Raw genomic sequence first — 21,663 nt, 5'->3', positions numbered from 1 at the left:
CGCGGGGACGGACGGAGAGCGTTACTGACCCGACGAGAGGTCGCGCCACACGTCGTCGAGCCGGTTTTTCACCGCGGAGCGCTCCTCGACCTCGACGGTGAGCCCGTCGCGGAAGTCGACCTCGACGCCGTCCACTTTCCGGCGGTACACCTTCACGCGGCGGTGCTCGTCCGACAGCGGACGGTCGTGAAGCTCCAGCAGATCGGCCTCCTCCAGCTCGTTGATCCGGCGGTAACACGTCGCGATCGGTACGTCGAGCTCGTCGCTCAGGTCCTGTGCGGACATCGCGTCGCCGGTCGCCGTCAGGATGTCCGTGTTGTACTTGTTACCGAGCACCGTGATCAGGTCGTCCCCCACCATTCACGTTATCGTAGTTGATTATTGGGGCTTAAAAGGATACCGGTGATCGACACGGCCGAAGAAATCGACCCGGGGCGCCGCCGTCCGCCGGTACCGGGCGTTCGGTTTCAGCGGCTATTCGCGAGTGTTATCGACGGTGATAGCCGCCACCGTAGGTTTATAAGTCGACTCCGGTCACGGTGGGTATGGAGCTCATCGAGGGTCTGTATCTCGTGACGACCACCGTGCTGGCCGGCGCGAGCGCGACGCTGCTCGCGTTCGCGGTCTCGGCGTATCGGTCGTCGGGTCGGACGGCGATGGCGTACCTCGCGGTCGGATTCGGACTCGTCGTCCTCGCCGCCGTGGCGACGCCCGCCGCCGCCTTCCGGACCTCGTTCGCGAACCCGCAGGCCCTGCTGCTCGTCAACACCGGGCTGTTAGCGGCGTCGATGGCGCTTGTCGCCGGGAGCCTCGCGGTGTACGAGCCCGGCACGCAGGAGTTCGTAATCCCCGACTCGGAGCTGGCCCGGATCCAGGACCGCTGAGGCGGGCCGGGACCGGGAGGAACGGGACGTACGACACCCCCGAATTTCGATAGATTTTCAGACCTTTCTGATCATCGTACGCGAGAGTGTGCGGCTCTCCTTCCTCCGATCGGAGCTGATCGACCCGCTCACACCGTGTGCTCTCAGATCCAGACGCGATAACACGATCGCGATATCGTTGATACATTCAGAAATTTCAAAGTAGAAAATAATGCGATAATCGCAACACTGCAGCGTCTTATCAGTTCAAATAATCGGCACGGAGTCTTTAATAGGGAAATCGCACTTCGTAGCGATAACGCCCGCCGGGCAGGCCGGGGGCCGACGCAACACACAATGTTCGAAACAATACTGGACGAGGAAGAGCGCGGTCAAGTGGGGATCGGGACCCTCATCGTGTTCATCGCGATGGTGCTGGTGGCGGCGATCGCCGCCGGCGTCCTGATCAACACGGCCGGGTTCCTCCAGACGCAGGCGGAAGCAACGGGCGAAGAGAGTACGAGTCAGGTGAGCGACCGGCTGCAGGTCGTGAGCCAGTCCGGGAACGTGACGGCCCAGGAAGTCGACCGCCTGGACATCGTGGTCGCGAAGGCCCCCGGCGCGGGGAACATCGACCTGAACGAGACGAGCGTCGAGATCATCGGCGCCGACGGTCAGGAGTCGTTCAAGATCTCCGACGAGGAGAACGCCTCGATCAACATGTTCACCGGCGATCCCGGTGATGTCGTGCTGATCGACAACAGCGACCGCGCGGAACTCAGCATCGAACTCGGTACGGACTCCGCAACGAGTGTCGAGTACGATGTCCTTCAGCCCGGTGAAGACGCCACGGTGACGTTCACGACGGCGTCCGGCGCGACGACGACGACGGAGATCCGCGTTCCGACGACGCTTACGGACAATCAGAGTTCGGTGAGGCTGTAACAATGTTCGAGTTCATTACTAACAACGAAGACCGCGGTCAGGTGGGTATCGGGACCCTCATCGTGTTCATCGCGATGGTGCTGGTGGCGGCGATCGCCGCGGGCGTGCTGATCAACACGGCCGGCTTCCTGCAGTCGCAGGCGGAAGCGACCGGCCAAGAGAGTACGGACCTCGTCTCCGAGCGCATCGACGTGACGAGTTCCGTCGGTATCGTCGGTAATGCGTCCGCAGGCGAACTCAGCGAGATCCGGATCGGCGTCTCGGGCGCCCCCGGTGCCGACCAGATCGACCTCAGCGAGACCACTATCCAAGCCGTCGGACCGAACGGACAGGCCAACCTCGTGTTCACGGATGTGGAGGCAGACGGTACTACTGATCTCAGCGACAGCTCAAGTGTGACTGACATCGCACAGGGTGAGTTCGCCGTCCAGAACAGCACCGGTGCCTACGTCTCCGAGAACGACGCCGTTCTCAACGACGAGGAGAGCTACACGATCGTCGTGAATCCGGGCGCAGAGCCGTTCGGTGACCTCGAGGACGTGAGCGCTTACTCCTCCGGGCCGATCTACGACGACGCTGGTAACTCGTCGTTCTCGCAAGGACAGAGCTCGTCGCTGGAGCTCGTCTCGCCGTCCTCGGCGACGACGCAGGTCGAGCTTACCGCGCCCGACCTCTTCCAGACCGACGACGAAGCGGTCCGGCTCTAACGAGCCTCGAACCGACTCCCGACCGCACTTCTTCCTTATTCGCGCTCTGAGTGACAACGGTGGAACGACTATAGATAATATATTTTATACAACTAGCGGTACTATCTTCTCTCGATTTTTCTCTATCACCCCAGATAATTTGGAGCAATCCCTTATTACTCACTCTCGTCACCTCTCGGTAGAGCCCGCGAACGGACGACGGGCAACAACCGACAAAATGTTCGAATTCGCAACAGACGACGAGAGAGGCCAGGTGGGTATCGGGACGCTCATCGTGTTCATCGCGATGGTGCTGGTGGCGGCGATCGCTGCCGGCGTCCTGATCAACACTGCCGGCTTCCTGCAGACGCAGGCGGAAGCGACGGGTGAAGAGAGTACGAGTCAGGTCTCCGATCGGGTCCAGATCGTGAGCCAGTCCGGGAACGTGACCGACTCACAGGAGGTCGACAAGCTCCAGATCATTCTCGCGAAGGCCCCCGGTGCGGGGAACATCGACCTGAACGAGACGAGCGTCGAGCTCATCGGGAGCGGCGGACAGGAGACGTTCAGCGTCGGCGACGAGGGTAACGCCTCGATCGACATGTTCGCCGGCACGAGCGACGCGGTGCTCATCGACAACAGTGACCGTGCGGAGCTGGAGATCACGCTCTCCACCGACATCGATTACCCGGTTCTCCAACCCGGTGACCGGCTCTCGGTGACGTTCACGACGGCGTCCGGCGCGACGACGACGACGGAGATCCGCGTCCCGACCACGCTTACCGACGAGCAGAGCTCGGTGAGGCTGTAACAATGTTCGAGTTTATCAACAATAACGAAGAGCGCGGTCAGGTGGGCATCGGGACGCTCATCGTGTTCATCGCGATGGTGCTGGTGGCGGCGATCGCCGCGGGCGTGCTGATCAACACGGCCGGCTTCCTGCAGTCGCAGGCGGAAGCGACCGGCCAAGAGAGTACGGACCTCGTCTCTGAGCGGATCGACGTGACGAGTTCTGTCGGCATCGTCGGCGACAACAGCAGCGGCGACCTCAGCGAAATCCGGATCGGCGTCGCGGGCGCCCCCGGTGCCGACCAGATCGACCTGAGCGAGACGACGATACAAGCCGTCGGGCCGAACGGGCAGGCCAACCTCGTGTTTAATGCGACGTCGAGGGACGGTGACGCACTGAACGCGACCGCTGGCGACGACGCGACGAACGTCTCGGAGAACGGGTTCGCAGTCCAGGACGGCTCCGGGAACTTCGTCAGCGCTGATAACGCCGTCCTCAACAGCGAAGAGAGCTTCACCATCGTGATCAATCCCACGCTGAACCCGTTCGGTGACGACGTCGTCGGATCCGGCGACGCCTTCGGTGAGGGTCAGTCCGCCACGCTCGACATCGTCTCGCCGTCCTCGGCGACGACGCAGGTCGAACTCCGTGCGCCCGACCTCTTCACCCAAGACGGCGAAGCGGTCCGGCTCTGACGAGCCTCGAATAGCCACCTAACCACTGTCTCGGCGGATCCCTCCGCCCGGAACACCTATTTTCTCGCGCCACCACGGCTACGCCATGAGCGACCGCGACGCACCGGCGGCGGACCCGGACGCACCGCCGGCCGACCCCGACGAGCTCGACTTCACCGACGACGAGAGCGTCGTCGAGATCGGGGAGAGCCGGTACGTCGTCGGGACGAACGGTCGTCCCAACGTCCGCCGGACGCAGCCGGATCGGTCCCCCGACGCCGAGACGGGGTTCACATCTGCGGACCCGGCGAATCCGGAGGAACGCCGGCCGCCGGATCCGGACGCGGGGGCGGCGGGAGGCGGTGCGAGCGGGACCGGCGTCGGATCTGAGGCGCCCCGCGGCGCGGGCGGTCAGCCGCAGGGCGGAAACGCCCCACAGGCCGGGAGCGCGGGACAGCCACAGGGCGGCGCCGGACGACCGCAGGGCAACCGTGCGCAGCGTACCGCCACCCAGCCCCAGAACGCTCCCGCTGGCAGTCGACAAGGCGCCCGCGGCGCTCCCGAGGTCGACCGGCAGTCGGTGAGCCGGTGGCTGGCGAACTCCTTCGACGACGACGGGTTCACCTACGGGATCGACGCGACGCTCCACGTCGACGGCGACACCACTCGCCAGCGGATGGTCTCGAACGACGTGACGGCGACGTTCGACTCGCTCGTGACGTGGTTCGCGTCCAACGCGGGCCCGAGCTCGCCGACGCCGGAGGCGCTCGGGCTCCTGCTCGTCGCGAGCGAGACGACCGTCGATGTCCCACCGGTGGCGATCAAGCGCTTCGCCGCGAGCCAGGGGCTCACGGCGAGCGACAGCATCGGCGATCTGGTGCGCGCGGCGGAGGAGGCCGACGGCTTCCGGATCGAGTAAGGGACGCCCCAGATGGCGGTTTCTGAGTGCGTGGCTTTACCGGAATCTCAACGTTCGGCCCGTGGGTCCGGTTGTAACCGCCGTTCGCTAACGCCACTTCCTAAGTGACTGCGGGAGTGGGTATAGCAAATTGACTGATCGGTTGTTTATAAGTAGTCTTGTGGTGTTGCTGGCGGCTGTTTATAAGCGATCAGCGTGCCTGTGGTGAAGATCCGCAAAGCTCCAGCCGTTCTCGGCTCCCACAGCTCGCTGCGGTCCTCGGTCGCTACGCTCCCTGCGGTCCTTGCGTCGCTGGGGTTCGCCGAGAACGGCTGCCCCTTTGAGTCCCACCCGACGGCAGACCGCAGCCTCACGCCTCCCCAGCCTCGTCGGCGGCTCCCGTCGGTCGCCGCCGACTCCCTCGCGCGTGCTCCTCGCGCCCTTCGGGCGCTCGGAGGCACGCGCCACCGCAACAGCCGTTTATAAGGAATCGTCGCTGCCGCTCACAGCTCGCTTAAATACTGTTTCGCTGCCGCCAATCTGCGATACTCACTCCCGCCATCGATCAAGAGACAAAATGCACCGGTCGAGACTCCCGGCGAGCGCAGCGAGCGGGGAGTCAGGGCGGTGCGCGACCGTAGGGAGTGCACCGGCCGAGATTTGAACCAGGGAAAGACGGTCCCGCTCGCTCACTTCGTTCGCTGCGCGGGCTGCGTCTTTCTGAGTTCAAATCCCTCTCGGTGATTTTGCTCACTTCGTTCGCAAAATGCACCGGCCGAGATTTGAACTCGGGTTGCAACCATGGCAAGGTTGCGTGATACCACTACACTACCGGTGCGTGCTTCGCATCTCCACATAGCCCGAGTCGGAGATATAAGGGTTCCGAACGACGGTCGTCGTCTCCGCCGACCCGGATCGACCCGCCTCGTCGCGCCCGGCCGCCGGAAGCGTCATCGGTCGCGGGACCAAGACGGACACGAGACGGTTCCCATGACGCGTCACCCCGCCCCAGCCGCCGACAGGCGCACAGTACTTCGAGCCGCCGGCGGTCTCGCGGCGCTCCCGCTGGCCGGCTGTCTCGGTGACCGCGGAAACGACGGGACCGCCGACGGCGCCGACGGCGAGGAGGACGACAGCGACGACGACGCCGGCGCCCCCTCCGACGACGGCGCGGACGTCGAGCACGCCGTCGAGCGCGTCGCCGAGGGGTTCGAAAATCCGTGGGGGCTCGCCTTCCTCCCCGGGGACGGCCGCCTTCTCGTGACGGAGCGCCCCGGTCGGCTCTCGCTCGTCGACCCCGAGGACGGCTCCCGCTCGGCGGTGGAGGGCGTCCCCGAGGTCCACGCCGCCGGACAGGGCGGGCTCCTCGACGTCGCGGTCCACCCCGCTTACCCGGACGACGCGCGCGTGTACCTCACGTACGCGGCGACGAACGACGCGGGGGAGTCGGCGACCCACGTCGGGACCGGTCGGCTCTCGCTCGCCGATCCCGACGCCCCCGCGCTGGACGGCTTCGAGGCGGTCCACGTCGCGGGGCCGTTCGTCGACTCGGAGATCCACTTCGGATCGCGCGCGACGTTCGGCCCGGACGGCGCGCTGTTCGTCACGGTCGGCGACCGGCGCGACACCGACTTCGGTCCGGAGCACGTCTCGCAGGACCGGTCGAACGAGCTCGGATCGACCCTCCGGCTGACGCCCGACGGCGACGCGCACCCCGACAACCCGTTCGTCGACGACCCGGGGGCGAGGGACGCGATCTACAGCTACGGGCACCGGAACCCGCAGGCGATGGCGGTGCGCCCGGAGACGGAAGCGGTCTGGCAGTGCGAGCACGGCGAGGAGGACGGCGACGAGATCAACGTCGTCGAGCGCGGCGGCAACTACGGCTGGCCGATAGCGACCGAGGCGTGCCGCTACGGGACCGACGACCCCCTCGCGCCCGCGCACGACGAGCGCGACGACGTGACCGCGCCGGTCCACTACTGGCGCTGCGGCACCGAGGGGTTCCCGCCGAGCGGCGCCCTCTTCTACGAGGGCGACGCGTTCCCAGAGTGGCGCGGCGACCTGTTCGCGGGGACGCTCGCTTCCCAGTACCTCGGACGGTTCACTGTCGAGGGGGCGGGCCCCGGGGACGCGACCGTCACCGAGCGCGACCCCCTCCTCGCCGACCGCGGCTGGCGGGTCCGAGCGCTCGCGGTCGAGCCGGGCACGGGCCGCCTCTACGTCGCGGTCGACGACGGCGACGCGCCCGTCGTCCGGATCGTTCCGGAGTGAAGTCCGCGGCGCGAACGGGTGGGGGACACCGCCGACCGTGTGACTCACTCTCTCGATAGTCGGCCCGAAACGGCCGCCAGACCCCGTGTGAACGCGCCACAGCCCGGAAGCGGGACCGCTACCCTTTTAGGCCGTCGTCCGAAATCGAGGGGTACAGTCTCGCCACGATGCGTACCGAAGACGGACTCACGATCTGCGTTCCGTCTTCGGTCGTCCGGGAGGCCGAGGACGATCGCGAGGCGACTCGCAAACTCGGCTACGTCGCCCGTGCGGCGGCGGTGTTCCGGGCGGATCGACTGGTCGTCTTCCCCGACAGGGAAGGCGAGCGGCGACGGGGCGGCGAGTACGTTCGGACCGTGCTGGGGTACGCCGCGACCCCTCCGGGGCTCCGCAAGGACCTCTGGGGGGAGCGCGACGAGCTCCGGTACGCCGGCGTGCTCCCGCCGCTCCGCGTGCCGTGGCGGACCGGCTCGACCCCTAGCGGGGAAGAGTCGAAAACACAGGGACTCGTGACCGAGGTCGGACCTGAAGGCCGCGTCCGGGTCAATTCCCCGCTGCGGGAACACCCGATCTCCCTGCTCGTTCCCTCCGGAATGGAGGTCGAGCAGGGGGAGCGCGTCACCATCAGGGTCTCTTCGAGAGAACCGGTCCGCGCCCGCATCACCGGGAAGCCGGAGGACGGTTTCCAGGTCGTGGAAGCGGACCTGTCGGAAGCGCTCGCCGGCGACGGCTTGGCCGTCGCGACGTCGCGACACGGGGAGGAACTCTCCGTCTCGCGGCTCGGTGACATCGTCTCGGACGCGCGGGAGGCCGGCGGGTACACCGTCGCCTTCGGCTCGCCCGAGCGAGGGCTTCCGGAGATGCTCGGGCTTTCGCCCGACGGCATTCGGGCGGCCGTCGCCGACGGCCGCTCGGTCGAACCCGATCCGGGGTTCGACCTCTGGCTGAACACGATCCCGGCACAAGCGAGCGAGGTCGTCCGGACGGAGGAGGCTCTGTTCGTGACTCTCGGCTCGCTCACACTCACGGAGTAAACACATGCCACAACCAAGCCGACCACGAAAAGGCTCGCTGGGCTACGGCCCGCGTACCCGCGCAGACCGCGAGGTCCCGCGCATTCGATCGTGGCCCGACGACGACGGAGCCCCCGCACTGCAGGGGTTCGCCGGCTACAAGGCCGGAATGACGCACGTCGTTATGGTCAACGACGAGGCCAACTCGCCGCGTGAGGGGATGGAAGAGTCCGTTCCCGTCACCGTCGTCGAGACGCCGCCGATGTACGCGGTGGCCCTGCGCGCCTACGAACAGACGCCGTACGGAAAGAAGCCGGTCGAAGAGGTATGGGCGACCGAGTTCCACGAGGAGCTCGACCGCGCGCTCGACCTCCCGGCGGAAGACACCTTCGAGGAGGACGCCGAGGAGCTGCGCTCGCTGCTCGACGAGGGCGCGGTCGACGACGTCCGCGTCATCACCCACACTGTCCCCTCGGAGCTCGCGAACGTTCCCAAGAAGAAGCCCGACGTGATGGAGACCCGAGTCGGCGGCGGCTCCCTCGAGGAGCGCGTCGACTTCGGGCTCGACCTCGTCGCTGAGGGCGGCGCCCACGAGTTCGGCGACGTCTTCCGCGCGGGGCAGTACACCGACGTCTCGGGCATCACGAAGGGGAAGGGGACCCAGGGTCCCGTCAAGCGCTGGGGCGTTCAAAAGCGGAAGGGCAAACACGCTCGCCAGGGATGGCGGCGCCGGATCGGCAACCTCGGTCCGTGGAACCCCTCCCGCGTTCGCTCCACCGTTCCCCAGCAGGGGCAGACCGGCTACCACCAGCGCACCGAGCTCAACAAGCGCCTCATCGACTTCGGCGAGGGCGACGACGCCTCCGTCGACGGCGGCTTCGTTAACTACGGCGAGGTCGACGGCGACTACGCGCTCATCAAGGGCTCGCTGCCCGGTCCGGACAAGCGCCTGCTTCGGTTCCGCCCGGCCATCCGGCCGAACGACCAGCCGCGCCTCGATCCCGAGGTCCGGTACGTATCCACCGCATCCAACCAGGGATAATCCATGAACGCAACAGTACACGACCTGGACGGCGGGGACGCGGGCAGCATCGAGCTGCCGGCGATCTTCGAGACCGCGTTCCGACCGGACCTCATCGGTCGGGCGGTCTCCGCCGCACAGGCTAACCGGAAACAGGCCTACGGTGCCGACGAGTTCGCCGGGCTGCGAACCCCCGCGGAGTCGTTCGGCTCCGGTCGCGGGCTCGCTCACGTCCCGCGCTCCGAGAACGTCGCCCGCCGCGTCCCGCACGCCGTGTCGGGCCGCGCCGCGCACCCGCCGAAGGCCGAGAAGGACCAGACGAAGAGCCTCAACGACAAGGAACGACAGCTCGCGATCCGGTCGGCCATCGCGGCCACCGCCGACGCCGAGCTCGTCGCCGAGCGCGGTCACGCGTTCGACGAGGACCTCGACCTCCCGCTCGTCGTGAGCGACGAGTTCGAGGACCTCCAGAAGACCCAGGAGGCCCTGGGCGTGCTCGAGGCCGTCGGCGTCGACGCCGACATCGAGCGCGCCGAGGAGGGTCGCTCCGTCCGAGCCGGCCGCGGGAAGACCCGCGGTCGCAAGTACAGCCAGCCGAAGTCCGTCCTCGTCGTCACCAGCGAGGAGCCGTCCCGCGCCGCCCGGAACCTCTCGGGCGTCGACGTCGCGACCGCGCGAGAGGTCAACGCGGAAGACCTCGCGCCGGGCGCGCACCCGGGTCGACTCACGCTGTGGACCGAGAGCGCCGTCGAGGAGGTGGCAGACCGATGAACTCCATCATCGAGCATCCGATCGTCACCGAGCAGGCGATGAACGAGATGGACTTCAAGAACAAGCTGCTGTTCCTCGTTGACGTCGACGCGACCAAGCCCGAGGTCCGCGAGGAAGTGCAGGACCGGTACGACGTCTCCGTCGTCGACGTGAACACGCAGGTGACCCCACAGGGGGCGAAGAAGGCCACCGTCACGCTCTCCGAGGACGACGACGCGACCGAGATCGCATCGCGCATCGGGGTGTTCTGATATGGGACGACGAATCCAAGGACAGCGGCGCGGACGCGGCGGCCCGACGTTCCGGGCCCCCTCGCACCGCTACAAGGCGGAACTGTCGCACAAGAAGCTCGAAGACGTGGACACGATCACCGGCGAGATCGTCGGGATCGAACACGACCCCGCCCGCTCGGCTCCGCTCGCGGAGATCGAGTTCGAGGACGACGACCGTCGGCTCGTGCTCGCGCCGGAAGGCGTGCGCGTGGGCGAGACGATTCAGGTCGGCGTCTCCGCGGAGATCAAGCCCGGGAACACGCTCCCGCTGGCGGAGATCCCCGAGGGTGTCCCGGTCTGTAACGTCGAGAGCAACCGCGGGGACGGCGGGAAGTTCGCGCGCGCCTCCGGCGTGTCGGCGACGCTTCTCACCCACGACCGCGACGTCGCGGTCGTCGAGCTCCCCAGCGGCGAAGTGAAGCGGCTCGATCCCCAGTGCCGCGCCACGATCGGCGTGGTCGCCGGCGGCGGCCGGACGGAGAAGCCCTTCGTCAAGGCCGGTAACAAACACCACAAGATGAAAGCGCGCGGGACCAAATACCCGCGCGTGCGCGGCGTCGCGATGAACGCCGTCGACCACCCCTTCGGTGGCGGTGGTCGCCAACACCCCGGCCAGCCGAAGTCGGTCTCGCGGGACGCCCCGCCGGGACGCAAGGTCGGTGACATCGCATCCAAGCGCACCGGACGAGGTGGCAACAAATGAGTTCTGACTACCGCACCGGCCGCGAGGGCAAGGAGTTCGCCTACCGCGGTCACTCGCTCGACGAGCTGCAGGAGATGGACGTAGAGGAAGTCGCGGAACTGCTCCCCGCACGCCAGCGGCGAAGCATCGTTCGCGGCCTCGGCACCGAACAGCAGAAGCTGCTGGAGACGGTCCGGAGCCGCGACAAGGAGACGACGGCGGACGACCCGATCCGGACGCACCTGCGCGACATGCCGGTCCTGCCGGAGTTCGTCGGCGTCACCTTCTCCGTGTACAACGGACACAGCTTCGAGCGCGTGCAGGTCGAACCCGAGATGATCGGTCATTACCTCGGCGAGTTCCACCTGACTCGAAGCACCGTCGAACACGGTCAGGCCGGCATCGGCGCGACCCGGTCCTCGAAGTTCGTGCCCCTCAAGTAACCCATGGGAATCAACTACAGCGTCGAGGCCGACCCGGAGACCACCGCCAAGGGGATGCTCCGCGAGCGGCCCATCAGCGTGAAGGACAGCAAGGAGATCTCCCGGGAGATCAAAGGCGAGACGGTCGCCGACGCCGAGGAGTTCCTGCAGGAAGTCATCGACGAGGAGACCTCGGTGCCGATGCGCCAGCACAACGCCGGCGCGGGCCACCGCTCCGACATCGACGGCTGGGACGCGGGACGGTACCCCGAGAAGGCCGCCAAGGACTTCCTGAAGCTCTTAGAGAACGTCAAGAACAACGCAGACGAACAGGGCTTCGACGGCGACGAGATGGTCATCAAACACGTCGCTCCCCACAAGGTCGGCGAGCGACCCGGCCGGAACCCGCGCGCCGCGGGTGCCACCGGATGGAACACCACCCTCGCCGACGTCGAGCTCATCATCGAGGAGCCGGAGGCTGACGAATAATGGCTGACGAACACCAATTCATCGAGGACGGCCTGCGCCGTTCACAGATCAACGAGTTCTTCGCGGACGAGCTCGGCCGCGCCGGCTACGGCGGCATGGACGTCGCCCAGACGCCGATGGGCACGCAGATCGTCCTGAAGGCCGAAAAGCCCGGCATGGTGATCGGGAAGGGCGGGAAGAACATCCGCAAGATCACCACCGAGCTCGAGGACCGCTTCGACATGGACGACCCGCAGATCGACGTTCAGGAGGTCGACGAGCCCGACCTGAACGCCCAGATCGTCGCGGACCGTCTCGCGAACGCACTGGAGCGCGGCTGGTACTTCCGGAAGGCCGGGCACACGACGATCGACCGGATCATGGATGCGGGCGCGCTGGGCGCCGAGATCGTCCTGTCCGGGAAGGTCACCGGCGCGCGTTCGCGCGTCGAGAAGTTCAACCGCGGCTACATCAAGCACAACGGTGAGCCCGCGGAGGAAGTCGTCGACCACGGCCAGGGCGTCGCGGTGATGAAGCTCGGGACGATCGGCGTCAACGTGAAGATCATCCCGCCGGGCGCGCAGCTCCCGGACGACTTCGACATCCGCGAGGACGCCGAGGTCCCCGAGGTCGAGCAGGCGGCGGTCGACGTCGACGCCGACGAGGGCGTCGAGTCGCTGCTCGAAGAGGAGCCCGAGGAGGTGCCCGACGTGGGCGCCGACGACGACGTCGAGGTCCCCGACGACGACCCCGCAGAGGTCATCGACGAGGAGGTCGTCGAGGAAGTCGTCGAGGAGACCCAGGAGACGGCCACGGAGGCGACCGACGTCGCCGCCGAGGAGCCGGTCGGCGACGCGGAGGCCGACGACGTCGACGAGCTCGACGAGGAGATCGAAGAGGAGGCCGCGGACCTCGTCGCGGAGATGGAGGCCGCGGACGAAGACGAGGAGGAGGACGAATAATGGCGATCCTCTACACGGACGAGATCCGCGACATGACGGCAGCCGAGCGGCAGGTCGAGCTCGAGGAGCTCGAGACCGAGCTGCTCAACTCGAAGGCGCAGCGCGCCGCCGGCGGCATGCCGGAGAGCCCGGGCCGCGTCAAGGAGCTGAAGAAGACGATCGCGCGGATCAAGACGATCCAGGCGGAAGAAGGCGACTTCGACGACGAATAACGATGATATCCCCCGACCAGCTCGTTCGGCACGAACTCGTCGGCCTCCCGGTTCGGGTGGTCGACGCCGACAGCGACGCCCACGTGGGCATCGCCGGTCGCGTGCTGTCCGAGACGTTCGGCACCCTCGTGGTGCGAACGGGGTCGGGGGACAAACGCGTGCCCAAGTCGGGCGCGACGTTCGAGTTCGCGGTCGTCGATCGACCGACCGCCCGCACAGATGAAGCCGCCGACGACGGACAGTCGTCGGGGTCCGCGTCCCAACTCGGGTCGGATACTACGGGGGTCCGCCCCCGTCAGTCTGGCCCGTCCGGGTCCGCAAGCGTCGTCACCGGTGACGGCGCGGGTCCGGCGAGCCACAACGGCGAGTGCAAAGACGCGGTCTACGCGACGGTGGATGGCGAGCGGTTACGGCATCGGCCCGCCGAACGCACCGAACAAGGTGTCACACAATGGCGATAGGAATCGACGTACCCACGCCTCCGGAGCCAGACAACCCGGAGGATTACGACTACGAGAAGTGCCCGTTCTACGGGCAGCTCTCCGTCCGCGGCCAGACCCGTGAGGGGACGGTCGTGTCGACGGATATGGAAAAGACCGTCATCGTCGAGCGAGAGTACGACGTGTTCGTACCGAAATACGACCGGTACATGAAGCGTCGCTCGCGCATCCCGGCCCACGTGCCGGGCGTGCTCGACTCGCTCGAAGTCGGTGACGAAGTGAAAATCGCGGAGACGCGACCGCTCTCGAAGACGAAGTCCCACGTCGTCGTCGAGAACCTGTCGGGTGATCAGTGATGGAGGCGCTCAAGGCCGACGTCACGCAGGGGCTCTCGAAGGGCTCGCTCATCACGTGCGCCGACAACACCGGCGCCCGTGAGCTGAAGGTGATCTCCGTGTCGGGCTACTCCGGCACGAAGAACCGCCACCCGAAGGCAGGTATCGGCGACAAGGTGACCGTCTCGGTCACCAAAGGGACCCCGGAGATGCGGCGGCAGGTGCTGGAGGCGGTCGTCGTCCGCCAGCGCAAGCCGATCCGCCGTCCGAACGGCACGCGCGTGAAGTTCGAGGACAACGCGGCCGTCATCATCGACGACCTCGAGGAGCCGCGGGGCACGGAGATCAAAGGCCCCGTCGCCCGCGAGGTCGCCGAGCGCTTCGGGAGCATCGCCTCGACCGCGACGATGATCGTCTAATCATGACGAAACAGCCACGCAAACAGCGAAAACGGTCGGAGACCGCGCCGCTCCACGAGCGGCAGAACCAGGTCCGGGCCACCCTCACGGACGAGCTCCGCGAGGAGTACGGCCAGCGGAACGTCCGCGTCAACGCCGGCGACACCGTCGAGGTGCTTCGCGGCGACGCGGCCGGCACGGAGGCCGAGGTCATCTCGGTCGACCTGTCCGCGGAACGGATCACCGTCGAGGACGTCACCGTCGAGAAGGCGGACGGGGAGGAGGTTCCCCGCCCCATTCCGGCGAGCAACGTCCGGGTGACCGAGCTGGACCTGGAAGACGAGCGCCGGGAGGCGCGGCTCCAGGAGGATAACGAATGACGCGACACCAGAAGCGACTGTCAGTACCGAACTCCTGGCCGGTCGAGCGCAAGACGAACACGTTCACCGTGAAGGCGGGCGCGGGCCCGCACGGCGAGGCGGGCGTTCCGCTCGTCGTCCTGCTGCGGGACGTGCTCGGCTACGTCGACTCGACGAAGGAGGCGCGCTACGCGCTGAACAACGACTCGGTCCTCGTCAACGGGGACGCCGTCTCGGACGAGCAGCGTCCGATCGGGATGTTCGACATCCTGGCGTTCCCCGAGCGCGGGGAGTACTTCCGCGTCTTCCCCGACGAGGGCGGTCGGCTCGCGCTGACCCCCGTCGACGAGGAGGCCGCCGGCAGCCGGCTCGGGAAGATCACGAACAAGTCCGTCGTCCCCGGTGGCGACGCGCAGCTGACGCTCCACGACGGGACGAACGTCCTCGTGGACGCCGACACCGAGTACGACACGAAGGACTCGATCGTCGTCGACAACGAGTCGAAGGAGATCGTCGCCCACTTCGAGTACGAAGAGGGCGCCCTGGTCACCGCCGTCGCCGGCCAGCACGCCGGCCGCATCGGCGAGGTGGCCGACATCGACGTGACGCTCGGCTCCGGCTCGAACACGGTCTTCGTCGGCGACGACGAGGACGGCTACGAGACGGTCGAGGAGTACCTCGTCGTTATCGACGAGAACTTCACCGGCGACGACGCCGACGAGGCGGGTGATTCGGATGAGTGAATCCGAGAGCGCCGCCCACGAGATGCGCGAGCCGTACCTCGAGAAGGTCGTCGTCCACATGGGCGTCGGACAGGGCGGTGAGCCGCTCGCGGACGCCGAGGAGATCATCGAGGAGATCACGGGCCAGCAGTCGGTCCGGACCACCTCGAAGCGCACCATCGCCGAGTTCGGGATCCGCAAGGGCGACCCGATCGGCGTCAAGGTGACGCTGCGGGACGAGGACGCACACGAGTTCCTCGCGACGGCGCTCGACATCGTCGACGTCTCGCAGAGCCAGTTCGACGACACGGGCAACCTGAGCTTCGGGGTCGAGGACCACACCGACTTCCCGAGCCAGGAGTACGACCCGAGCATCGGCATCTACGGCCTCGACGTGACGACGACGATCGTCCGTCCCGGCTACCGCGTGTCGAAGCGGGACAAGGCGACGGCCTCGATCCCCTCGAACCACCGGATGACAGCCGAGGACGCGGCTGCGTTCCTCGAAACGAACTTCGACGTTGAGGTAACGGAATGAGCGAAGCGAACAACGACACGGGCGAGCACGCGTCGAAACGCACCGACTCCCGGCACACGTGCCGGCGGTGCGACCGCGAGCAGGGGCTCGTCGGCAAGTACGACATCAACCTCTGCCGGCAGTGTTTCCGCGAGGTCGCCCGAGACATGGGATTCGAGAAGTACAGCTGATCATGACGGGAAACGATCCATTCACCAACGCACTGGCCGGCATGGACAACGCCGAGAGCGTTGGCCACCTGTCGTACACGGTTGAGCCCGCCTCCAACATCATCGGCTCCGTCCTCGAGGTCCTCTACGACCGCGGGTACGTCGACGGCTTCGAGTACGTCGACGACGGGAAGGCCGGGAAGTTCGAGGTCGAACTGAAAGGAGCGATCAACGAGTGTGGCGCCGTCAAGCCCCGCTACTCCGCGGGCGCGGACGAGTTCGAGAAGTGGGAGAAGCGATACCTCCCCGCCCGTGACTACGGGACGCTCATCGTCACGACGAGCCACGGCGTCATGAGCCACTACGAGGCCCGCGAAGAGGGCATCGGCGGCCAAGTGATCGCATACGTCTACTAACAATGAACAGAGTCGAAATCGAGATTCCGGACGACGTCTCCGCCGAGACCGACCACCTCGAACTCACCGTCGAGGGCCCCAACGGGAGCGTCACGCGACGCCTCTGGTACCCCGACGTCGAGGTCACGGTCGAGGACGGTGTCGTCGCGATCGCTTCCGAGAACGAGGACGCGAAGACGAACGCCACGGTCGGCACCTTCGAGAGCCACGTCGCCAACATGATCCACGGCGTCACCGAGGGATGGGAGTACACGATGGAAGTGTACTACGCCCACTTCCCGATGCAGGTGACCGTGGAGGGCGACGAGGTCGTCATCGAGAACTTCCTCGGCGAGCGAGCACAGCGACGCACCCCGATCCGCGGGGACACGGACGTACAGATCGACGGCGAGACGGTCACCCTCTCGGGCTCCGACAAGGAGGCCGTCGGGCAGACCGCCGCCGACATCGAACAGCTGACGAAGGTGACCGACAAGGACACGCGCGTCTTCCAGGACGGCGTGTACATCGTCGAGAAGCCCACCGGAGGTGCCTAACCAATGGCCGAAGAACTGGAAGACATCAGCGGTGTCGGTCCCTCGAAGGCGGACGCCCTTCGCGAGGCCGGCTACGAGACGGTCGAGGACGTGAAGGCCGCCTCCCAGTCGGAACTCTCCGAGGTCGACGGCGTCGGCAACGCGCTCGCAGCGCGTATCAAGGCCGACGTCGGCGGGCTGGAGGTCGACGAGGAGGCGGACGCGGAGATCGAAGACGAGACGGACGAGGAGGAGGCCGACGAGGAGGAGGCCGAGTCCGAGGACGTCGAGACGGAGCTTCGCCCCCGCGGTCACGCCGACAAGACGCCGGAACTGGACGACGAGACCGCTCGCGCGCTCGCACAGAAGCACCGCGAGGGGAAACCGCAGTTCAACCGGCAGGACTACCACAAGAAAAAGCGGATCCCGACGTCGTGGCGCAAGCCGCGCGGCGGGCTCTCCAAGCAGCGGCGCCGCATGAAGGCGAAGGGCCCCGTCGTCGAGGCGGGCTTCCGATCGCCGAAGGCGTCCCGCGACCTGCACCCGAGCGGCTTCGAGGAGGTCCGCGTGCACAACACGGACGACCTCGAGGGCGTCGACGGCGACACGCAGGCGGTGCGGATCGCCTCGAAGGTCGGCGGTCGCAAGCGCGAACTGATCGAAGACGAGGCGGAGGAGCGCGGCATTCGCGTGCTGAACCCGACCTACGTCGAAGTGGAGGTCAACGATGAGTGATCTGAAGGCGCAGAAACGGCTCGCAGCGGACGAGCTGGACGTCGGCAAGGGCCGCGTCTGGCTCGACCCCGAGGCACAGGAGGAGATCGAGGACGCCATCACGCGAGAGGACGTCCGCGAGCTCATCGAACAGGGCACCATCCGCGCGAAGGACGCGAAGACGAACTCCCGCGGTCGGGCCCGCGAGCGCGCCGAGAAGCGCTCGTACGGTCATCAGTCGGGCGCCGGGACCCGGAAGGGGAAGTCCGGCGCGCGACAGAACACGAAGGACGACTGGAAGGCGCGGATCCGCGCGCAGCGCGCCCGCCTGAAGGAGCTCCGAGACGAGGAAGACGTGCTCGACGCCAGCGAGTACCGCACGCTCTACAACAAGGCGAGCGGCGGCGACTTCGAGGACGTCGCGCGACTGGAGGCGTACATCCAGACGCAGTACGGTTACGAGGTGACGGACTAATGGCGACAGGACCACGATACAAGGTGCCGATGCGGCGCCGCCGCGAGGTCCGGACGGATTACCATCAGAGGTTGCGCCTGCTGAAATCGGGCAAGCCTCGCCTGGTCGCTCGGGTGAGCAACGCTCACGTCAGGGCGCAGCTGGTGACTCCCGGATCCGACGGCGACGAGACCCACGCGGCCGCCTCCAGCGAGGAGCTCGGCGAGTACGGCTGGGACGCCCCCACGGGCAACCTCCCCAGCGCGTACCTCACCGGCTACCTCGCGGGCGCCCGCGCCGTCGACGCCGGCCTCGACGAGGCCGTCCTCGACATCGGGCTCAACACGGCGACGCCCGGCAACAAGACGTTCGCAGTACAGGAAGGAGCGATCGACGCCGGCCTCGAAATCCCGCACAACGACGACGTGCTGGCCGACTGGTCGCGCACGCGCGGCGAGCACATCGCCGCGTACGCCGAACAGCTCGACGAGCCGCTGTACAGCGGCGATTTCGACGCCGCAGACGTACCCGAGCACTTCGACGACGTGCTCGCGACAATCCAGGAGGACCATGAGTAGACACAACGACGGCTGGGAACCGCGGACGCGACTCGGCCGCAAGGTACAGAACGGCGATATCTCGTCAATGGAACAGGCGCTCGACTCCGGGCTCCCGCTGAAGGAGGCCGAGATCGTCGACCAGCTCCTCCCGGGGCTGGAAGACGAGGTGCTGGACATCAACATGGTCCAGCGGATGACTGACTCCGGACGCCGCGTGAAGTTCCGCTGCGTGGTCGCCGTGGGCAACCGCGACGGCTACCTCGGCTACGCGCAGGCCCGGGACGACCAGGTCGGCGGCGCCATCCAGAAGGCGATCGACGTCGCGAAGCTGAACATCATCAAGGTCGACCGCGGCTCCGGGTCCTGGGAGGACCAGCCCGGCGGCACCAACTCCCTCACCCGCAAGGCCGAGGGGAAGGCCGGCTCCGTCACCGTCGAGATCCAGCCCGCCCCGCAGGGGCTCGGGCTGGCCGCGGCGGAAACGGTCCGGAACATCCTGGAGCTCGCCGGCGTCGAGGACGCCTGGACGAACTCCGACGGCAACACCCGCACGACCGTCAACCTCGCGAAGGCGACGTTCAACGCCTTGGAGAACGCGGCGCAGTCCCGCACTCCGCAGCACGCTCGCGAAGTTCACTACGAGGAGGGTGGTCGATGATGCAGGCGATCGTGCAGCTCCGCGGCGACGTGAACCTCGAGTACGGCGTCGAGGACACCCTCGACATGCTGAACATCGGGCGCGTCAACCACGCGACGTTCGTCCCCGAGACGGACTCGTACCGCGGTATGATCACCAAGGTGAACGATGTCGTCGCGTTCGGGGAACCGAGCGTCGACGCGGTCGCGGCCACCATCGCGCGACGCGGCGAGCCCCTCGAGGGCTCGGCCGACATCGACGACGAGTGGATCGACGACAACACCGACTACGCCGATCTCGAGGCGCTGGCCGAGGCGCTCGTCGACGAGGAGACGACCCTGCGCGAGCAGGGCCTCTCGCCGACGCTCCGGCTCCACGCCCCCCGCGGCGGTCACGAGGGCATCAAACACCCCGTGATCGAGGGCGGCGAACTCGGGAAACACAGCACCGAGGAGATCGACGGTCTCCTGGAGGCGATGCGATGACGAGCAAGAAACGTCGACAGCGCGGCTCCCGGACGCACGGCGGCGGAACGCACAAGAACCGGCGCGGCGCCGGTCACCGCGGCGGCCGCGGCGCGGCCGGCCGCGCGAAACACGAGTACCACAACTACCCGCCGCTCGGCAAGTACGGCTTCAAGCGGCCCGAGAGCACGCAGGTCGAGGTCCTCGAAGTGAAGGTTCAGAAGCTCGACGAGGACGCGGCGCTGTACGCCGCGGAGGGCCTCGCCGAGGAGGACGGCGACGCGTACGTCGTCGACGCGCGCGACGTCGTCGAGGACGGCCACGAGGCCGACGTCGTGAAGGTGCTCGGCGGCGGGCAGGTCCGCCGCGAGCTCCGCGTCACTGCCGACGCGTTCACCGCCGGCGCGGTCGAACTCATCGAGGAGGCCGGCGGCGAGGCGACGCTCTCCGAGCGCGCCGAAGCGGCCGCTGACGAACCGGAAAACACTTCCAACGACGAGGACGACGAGGAGTAACCAATGAGTTGGAAGGAGGTCGCCGAACCGGTGCTCACGCGGATGCCCGTCGTGGAGCGACCCGCGGGTCACGTTCCGTTCAAGCGGAAGCTCATGTGGACGGCCGGCATCCTGATCGTCTACTTCTTCCTGACCAACATCAACCCGTTCGGGTTGGCGGCGGGTCAGGGGACGGACTTCTTCGGGCAGTTCCGTTCGGTGCTCGCCGGGGAGTCCGGGTCGCTGCTACAGGTCGGCATCGGGCCGATCGTCACGGCGTCCATCGTTCTGCAGCTGCTGGGCGGCGCGAACCTGCTGGGGCTCGACACCGACGACCCGCGTGACCAGGTCCTGTACCAGGGCCTCCAGAAGCTGCTGGTGATCATCGTCACCGCCCTGACGGCGGCCCCGATGGTGTTCACCGGCGAGTTCCTTCCAGCGGACGAGGCGGTCGCGGGAGCGCTCGGCATCAGCACGTTCGGCGTCGAGCTGCTGATCTTCGCGCAGGTGTTCGTCGGCGGTATCCTCATCTTGTTCATGGACGAGATCGTGAGCAAGTGGGGCGTCGGCTCCGGCGTCGGGCTGTTCATCATCGCAGCCGTGAGCCAGCAGATCGTCGGCGGGTTCTTCAGCTTCTCGGCGCTCGGCGCGTCCGGGTTCTTCGCGAGCTGGTACGGCATCATCGTCGGTGACGTGCCGGTGTCGCTGTCGCCGTTCACGGCGGAGGGGCTCCAGAACCTGCTGTTCGATCCCGGGAACATCTTGGCGCTTTTCACCACGCTGTTCATCTTCGGGATCGTCGTCTACGCGGAGTCGGTCCGCGTCGAGATCCCGCTGTCGCACGCGCGGGTGAAGGGCGCTCGCGGGCGCTTCCCGGTGAAGCTCATCTACGCGTCCGTCCTGCCGATGATCCTCGTTCGCGCGCTGCAGGCGAACATCCAGTTCCTCGGGCAGCTCCTCTCCTCGCAGTGGGCGGGGATGCCGGCGCGGCTCGGCGTCTACAACGACGCCGGACAGCCCATCTCCGGGTTCTTCTACTACCTGAACCCGATCCAGGCCCGCACGGACTGGATGTGGTTCCTGGGTGAGATCCCGGCGTCGGTCGAGCCGTGGATGATCGCGGTCCGGCTGCTTATCGACCTCACGTTCATGGTCGTCGGCGGCGCGATCTTCGCGATCTTCTGGGTCGAGACCACCGGGATGGGCCCGGAGGCGACAGCGAAACAGATCCAGAACTCCGGGATGCAGATCCCCGGGTTCCGCCGGAATCCGCAGGTCGTCGAGAAGGTCATGGAGCGGTACATCCCACAGGTGACCGTCATCGGCGGCGCCCTCGTCGGGCTGCTCGCCGTCATGGCGAACCTGCTCGGCACCATCGGTCAGGTCTCCGGAACCGGGCTGCTGCTCGCGGTCTCCATCACGTACAAGCTGTACGAGGAGATCGCAGAGGAGCAGCTGATGGAGATGCACCCGATGATGCGCCAGATGTTCGGCAACGAGTAGCGACGTTACCCC

General features: G+C 67.0%; 33 protein-coding genes and 1 tRNA gene. 32 read left to right on the top strand and 2 right to left on the bottom strand.

The window, feature by feature from the left end:
* Positions 1-21 precede the first annotated feature (21 nt).
* Positions 22-360 (bottom strand): helix-turn-helix domain-containing protein, encoded by a 339-nt coding sequence (locus CK500_RS08845; protein ID WP_008847358.1) that lies wholly within the window; start codon positions 358-360, stop codon positions 22-24.
* A gap of 185 nt (positions 361-545) precedes the next feature.
* Between CK500_RS08845 and CK500_RS08840 the strand changes: the two genes are divergently transcribed.
* The 6 genes from CK500_RS08840 (at position 546) to CK500_RS08815 (ending at position 4,877) form a co-directional block, all read left to right on the top strand.
* Positions 546-884, top strand: a complete 339-nt coding sequence (locus tag CK500_RS08840) for a hypothetical protein (RefSeq protein WP_095636869.1) — start codon at positions 546-548, stop codon at positions 882-884.
* A gap of 336 nt (positions 885-1,220) precedes the next feature.
* A complete protein-coding gene (locus tag CK500_RS08835; protein ID WP_095636868.1) occupies positions 1,221-1,808 on the top strand; it encodes an archaellin/type IV pilin N-terminal domain-containing protein in 588 nt (195 codons plus the stop codon).
* Positions 1,809-1,810: 2 nt separating this feature from the next.
* Positions 1,811-2,515: an archaellin/type IV pilin N-terminal domain-containing protein gene (locus tag CK500_RS08830; protein WP_095636867.1), complete on the top strand. Its 705-nt coding sequence runs from the start codon at positions 1,811-1,813 to the stop codon at positions 2,513-2,515.
* A gap of 217 nt (positions 2,516-2,732) precedes the next feature.
* Complete coding sequence (locus tag CK500_RS08825; RefSeq protein ID WP_095636866.1) at positions 2,733-3,305, top strand: archaellin/type IV pilin N-terminal domain-containing protein; 573 nt, start codon at positions 2,733-2,735, stop codon at positions 3,303-3,305.
* Positions 3,306-3,307: 2 nt separating this feature from the next.
* Positions 3,308-3,979 (top strand): archaellin/type IV pilin N-terminal domain-containing protein, encoded by a 672-nt coding sequence (locus CK500_RS08820; RefSeq protein ID WP_095636865.1) that lies wholly within the window; start codon positions 3,308-3,310, stop codon positions 3,977-3,979.
* A gap of 85 nt (positions 3,980-4,064) precedes the next feature.
* Positions 4,065-4,877 carry a DUF7500 family protein gene (locus tag CK500_RS08815; protein ID WP_095636864.1) on the top strand — a complete coding sequence of 271 codons (813 nt, stop codon included), beginning with the start codon at positions 4,065-4,067 and terminating at the stop codon, positions 4,875-4,877.
* A gap of 746 nt (positions 4,878-5,623) precedes the next feature.
* Here the strand turns inward: CK500_RS08815 and CK500_RS08810 are convergent.
* Positions 5,624-5,694, bottom strand: a tRNA-Gly gene (locus tag CK500_RS08810).
* Between the two features lie 152 nt (positions 5,695-5,846).
* Here CK500_RS08810 and CK500_RS08805 point away from each other — a divergent pair.
* From CK500_RS08805 to secY, 26 genes are all read left to right on the top strand, one after another.
* The gene (locus tag CK500_RS08805) at positions 5,847-7,130 is read left to right on the top strand and encodes a PQQ-dependent sugar dehydrogenase (RefSeq protein WP_095636863.1); all 1,284 of its coding nucleotides are present in this window, start codon (positions 5,847-5,849) and stop codon (positions 7,128-7,130) included.
* Between the two features lie 167 nt (positions 7,131-7,297).
* Positions 7,298-8,164, top strand: a complete 867-nt coding sequence (locus CK500_RS08800) for a putative RNA uridine N3 methyltransferase (RefSeq protein ID WP_095636862.1) — start codon at positions 7,298-7,300, stop codon at positions 8,162-8,164.
* A 4-nt stretch (positions 8,165-8,168) separates the two neighbouring features.
* The gene (locus tag CK500_RS08795) at positions 8,169-9,185 is read left to right on the top strand and encodes a 50S ribosomal protein L3 (RefSeq protein ID WP_095636861.1); all 1,017 of its coding nucleotides are present in this window, start codon (positions 8,169-8,171) and stop codon (positions 9,183-9,185) included.
* A 3-nt stretch (positions 9,186-9,188) separates the two neighbouring features.
* Positions 9,189-9,935: a 50S ribosomal protein L4 gene (rpl4p, locus tag CK500_RS08790; RefSeq protein WP_095636860.1), complete on the top strand. Its 747-nt coding sequence runs from the start codon at positions 9,189-9,191 to the stop codon at positions 9,933-9,935.
* Positions 9,932-10,186 (top strand): 50S ribosomal protein L23, encoded by a 255-nt coding sequence (locus CK500_RS08785; RefSeq protein WP_008007910.1) that lies wholly within the window; start codon positions 9,932-9,934, stop codon positions 10,184-10,186. Before rpl4p ends, CK500_RS08785 begins: the two co-directional genes overlap by 4 nt.
* 1 nt (position 10,187) lies before the next feature.
* Positions 10,188-10,910: a 50S ribosomal protein L2 gene (locus CK500_RS08780; protein WP_095636859.1), complete on the top strand. Its 723-nt coding sequence runs from the start codon at positions 10,188-10,190 to the stop codon at positions 10,908-10,910.
* Positions 10,907-11,332 carry a 30S ribosomal protein S19 gene (locus CK500_RS08775; protein ID WP_004047226.1) on the top strand — a complete coding sequence of 142 codons (426 nt, stop codon included), beginning with the start codon at positions 10,907-10,909 and terminating at the stop codon, positions 11,330-11,332. The genes CK500_RS08780 and CK500_RS08775 overlap by 4 nt, the downstream gene beginning before the upstream one ends.
* Before the next feature lie 3 nt (positions 11,333-11,335).
* The gene (locus CK500_RS08770) at positions 11,336-11,800 is read left to right on the top strand and encodes a 50S ribosomal protein L22 (RefSeq protein WP_095636858.1); all 465 of its coding nucleotides are present in this window, start codon (positions 11,336-11,338) and stop codon (positions 11,798-11,800) included.
* Positions 11,800-12,741, top strand: coding sequence for a 30S ribosomal protein S3 (locus tag CK500_RS08765; protein WP_095636857.1), 942 nt, complete (start codon positions 11,800-11,802; stop codon positions 12,739-12,741). The genes CK500_RS08770 and CK500_RS08765 overlap by 1 nt, the downstream gene beginning before the upstream one ends.
* On the top strand, positions 12,741-12,953 hold the full coding sequence (gene rpmC / locus CK500_RS08760; RefSeq protein ID WP_008847473.1) for a 50S ribosomal protein L29: 213 nt from the start codon (positions 12,741-12,743) through the stop codon (positions 12,951-12,953). The genes CK500_RS08765 and rpmC overlap by 1 nt, the downstream gene beginning before the upstream one ends.
* Positions 12,954-12,955: 2 nt before the next feature.
* Positions 12,956-13,414 carry a ribonuclease P protein component 1 gene (locus CK500_RS08755; RefSeq protein ID WP_095636856.1) on the top strand — a complete coding sequence of 153 codons (459 nt, stop codon included), beginning with the start codon at positions 12,956-12,958 and terminating at the stop codon, positions 13,412-13,414.
* A complete protein-coding gene (locus tag CK500_RS08750) occupies positions 13,405-13,749 on the top strand; it encodes a 30S ribosomal protein S17 (protein WP_008001361.1) in 345 nt (114 codons plus the stop codon). The genes CK500_RS08755 and CK500_RS08750 overlap by 10 nt, the downstream gene beginning before the upstream one ends.
* Positions 13,749-14,147, top strand: a complete 399-nt coding sequence (locus CK500_RS08745; protein WP_004047220.1) for a 50S ribosomal protein L14 — start codon at positions 13,749-13,751, stop codon at positions 14,145-14,147. Before CK500_RS08750 ends, CK500_RS08745 begins: the two co-directional genes overlap by 1 nt.
* Before the next feature lie 2 nt (positions 14,148-14,149).
* Positions 14,150-14,506 carry a 50S ribosomal protein L24 gene (rplX, locus tag CK500_RS08740; protein WP_095636855.1) on the top strand — a complete coding sequence of 119 codons (357 nt, stop codon included), beginning with the start codon at positions 14,150-14,152 and terminating at the stop codon, positions 14,504-14,506.
* Positions 14,503-15,228, top strand: a complete 726-nt coding sequence (locus CK500_RS08735; protein WP_095636854.1) for a 30S ribosomal protein S4e — start codon at positions 14,503-14,505, stop codon at positions 15,226-15,228. The genes rplX and CK500_RS08735 overlap by 4 nt, the downstream gene beginning before the upstream one ends.
* Positions 15,221-15,745 (top strand): 50S ribosomal protein L5, encoded by a 525-nt coding sequence (locus tag CK500_RS08730; RefSeq protein WP_095636853.1) that lies wholly within the window; start codon positions 15,221-15,223, stop codon positions 15,743-15,745. Before CK500_RS08735 ends, CK500_RS08730 begins: the two co-directional genes overlap by 8 nt.
* A complete protein-coding gene (locus tag CK500_RS08725) occupies positions 15,742-15,915 on the top strand; it encodes a 30S ribosomal protein S14 (RefSeq protein WP_004047216.1) in 174 nt (57 codons plus the stop codon). Before CK500_RS08730 ends, CK500_RS08725 begins: the two co-directional genes overlap by 4 nt.
* Before the next feature lie 2 nt (positions 15,916-15,917).
* Positions 15,918-16,310, top strand: coding sequence for a 30S ribosomal protein S8 (locus CK500_RS08720; protein ID WP_004047215.1), 393 nt, complete (start codon positions 15,918-15,920; stop codon positions 16,308-16,310).
* A 2-nt stretch (positions 16,311-16,312) separates the two neighbouring features.
* On the top strand, positions 16,313-16,846 hold the full coding sequence (locus CK500_RS08715) for a 50S ribosomal protein L6 (RefSeq protein ID WP_095636852.1): 534 nt from the start codon (positions 16,313-16,315) through the stop codon (positions 16,844-16,846).
* A 3-nt stretch (positions 16,847-16,849) separates the two neighbouring features.
* Positions 16,850-17,560 (top strand): 50S ribosomal protein L32e, encoded by a 711-nt coding sequence (locus CK500_RS08710; RefSeq protein ID WP_095636851.1) that lies wholly within the window; start codon positions 16,850-16,852, stop codon positions 17,558-17,560.
* Complete coding sequence (locus CK500_RS08705; RefSeq protein WP_008847481.1) at positions 17,553-18,014, top strand: 50S ribosomal protein L19e; 462 nt, start codon at positions 17,553-17,555, stop codon at positions 18,012-18,014. Before CK500_RS08710 ends, CK500_RS08705 begins: the two co-directional genes overlap by 8 nt.
* Positions 18,014-18,571, top strand: coding sequence for a 50S ribosomal protein L18 (locus tag CK500_RS08700; RefSeq protein ID WP_050025370.1), 558 nt, complete (start codon positions 18,014-18,016; stop codon positions 18,569-18,571). The genes CK500_RS08705 and CK500_RS08700 overlap by 1 nt, the downstream gene beginning before the upstream one ends.
* Positions 18,564-19,211 carry a 30S ribosomal protein S5 gene (locus CK500_RS08695; RefSeq protein ID WP_095636850.1) on the top strand — a complete coding sequence of 216 codons (648 nt, stop codon included), beginning with the start codon at positions 18,564-18,566 and terminating at the stop codon, positions 19,209-19,211. Before CK500_RS08700 ends, CK500_RS08695 begins: the two co-directional genes overlap by 8 nt.
* On the top strand, positions 19,211-19,675 hold the full coding sequence (locus tag CK500_RS08690; protein ID WP_095636849.1) for a 50S ribosomal protein L30: 465 nt from the start codon (positions 19,211-19,213) through the stop codon (positions 19,673-19,675). The genes CK500_RS08695 and CK500_RS08690 overlap by 1 nt, the downstream gene beginning before the upstream one ends.
* Positions 19,672-20,169, top strand: coding sequence for an uL15m family ribosomal protein (locus CK500_RS08685; RefSeq protein WP_095636848.1), 498 nt, complete (start codon positions 19,672-19,674; stop codon positions 20,167-20,169). Before CK500_RS08690 ends, CK500_RS08685 begins: the two co-directional genes overlap by 4 nt.
* A 3-nt stretch (positions 20,170-20,172) precedes the next feature.
* The gene (gene secY, locus CK500_RS08680) at positions 20,173-21,651 is read left to right on the top strand and encodes a preprotein translocase subunit SecY (RefSeq protein WP_095636847.1); all 1,479 of its coding nucleotides are present in this window, start codon (positions 20,173-20,175) and stop codon (positions 21,649-21,651) included.
* Positions 21,652-21,663: the final 12 nt, after the last annotated feature.

It is taken from the genome of Halorubrum salipaludis, from assembly GCF_002286985.1.
Taxonomy (GTDB): domain Archaea; phylum Halobacteriota; class Halobacteria; order Halobacteriales; family Haloferacaceae; genus Halorubrum; species Halorubrum salipaludis.
The sequence above is the reverse complement of the archived record's forward strand: the minus strand, read 5'-3'. Positions and strand labels throughout refer to the sequence as shown.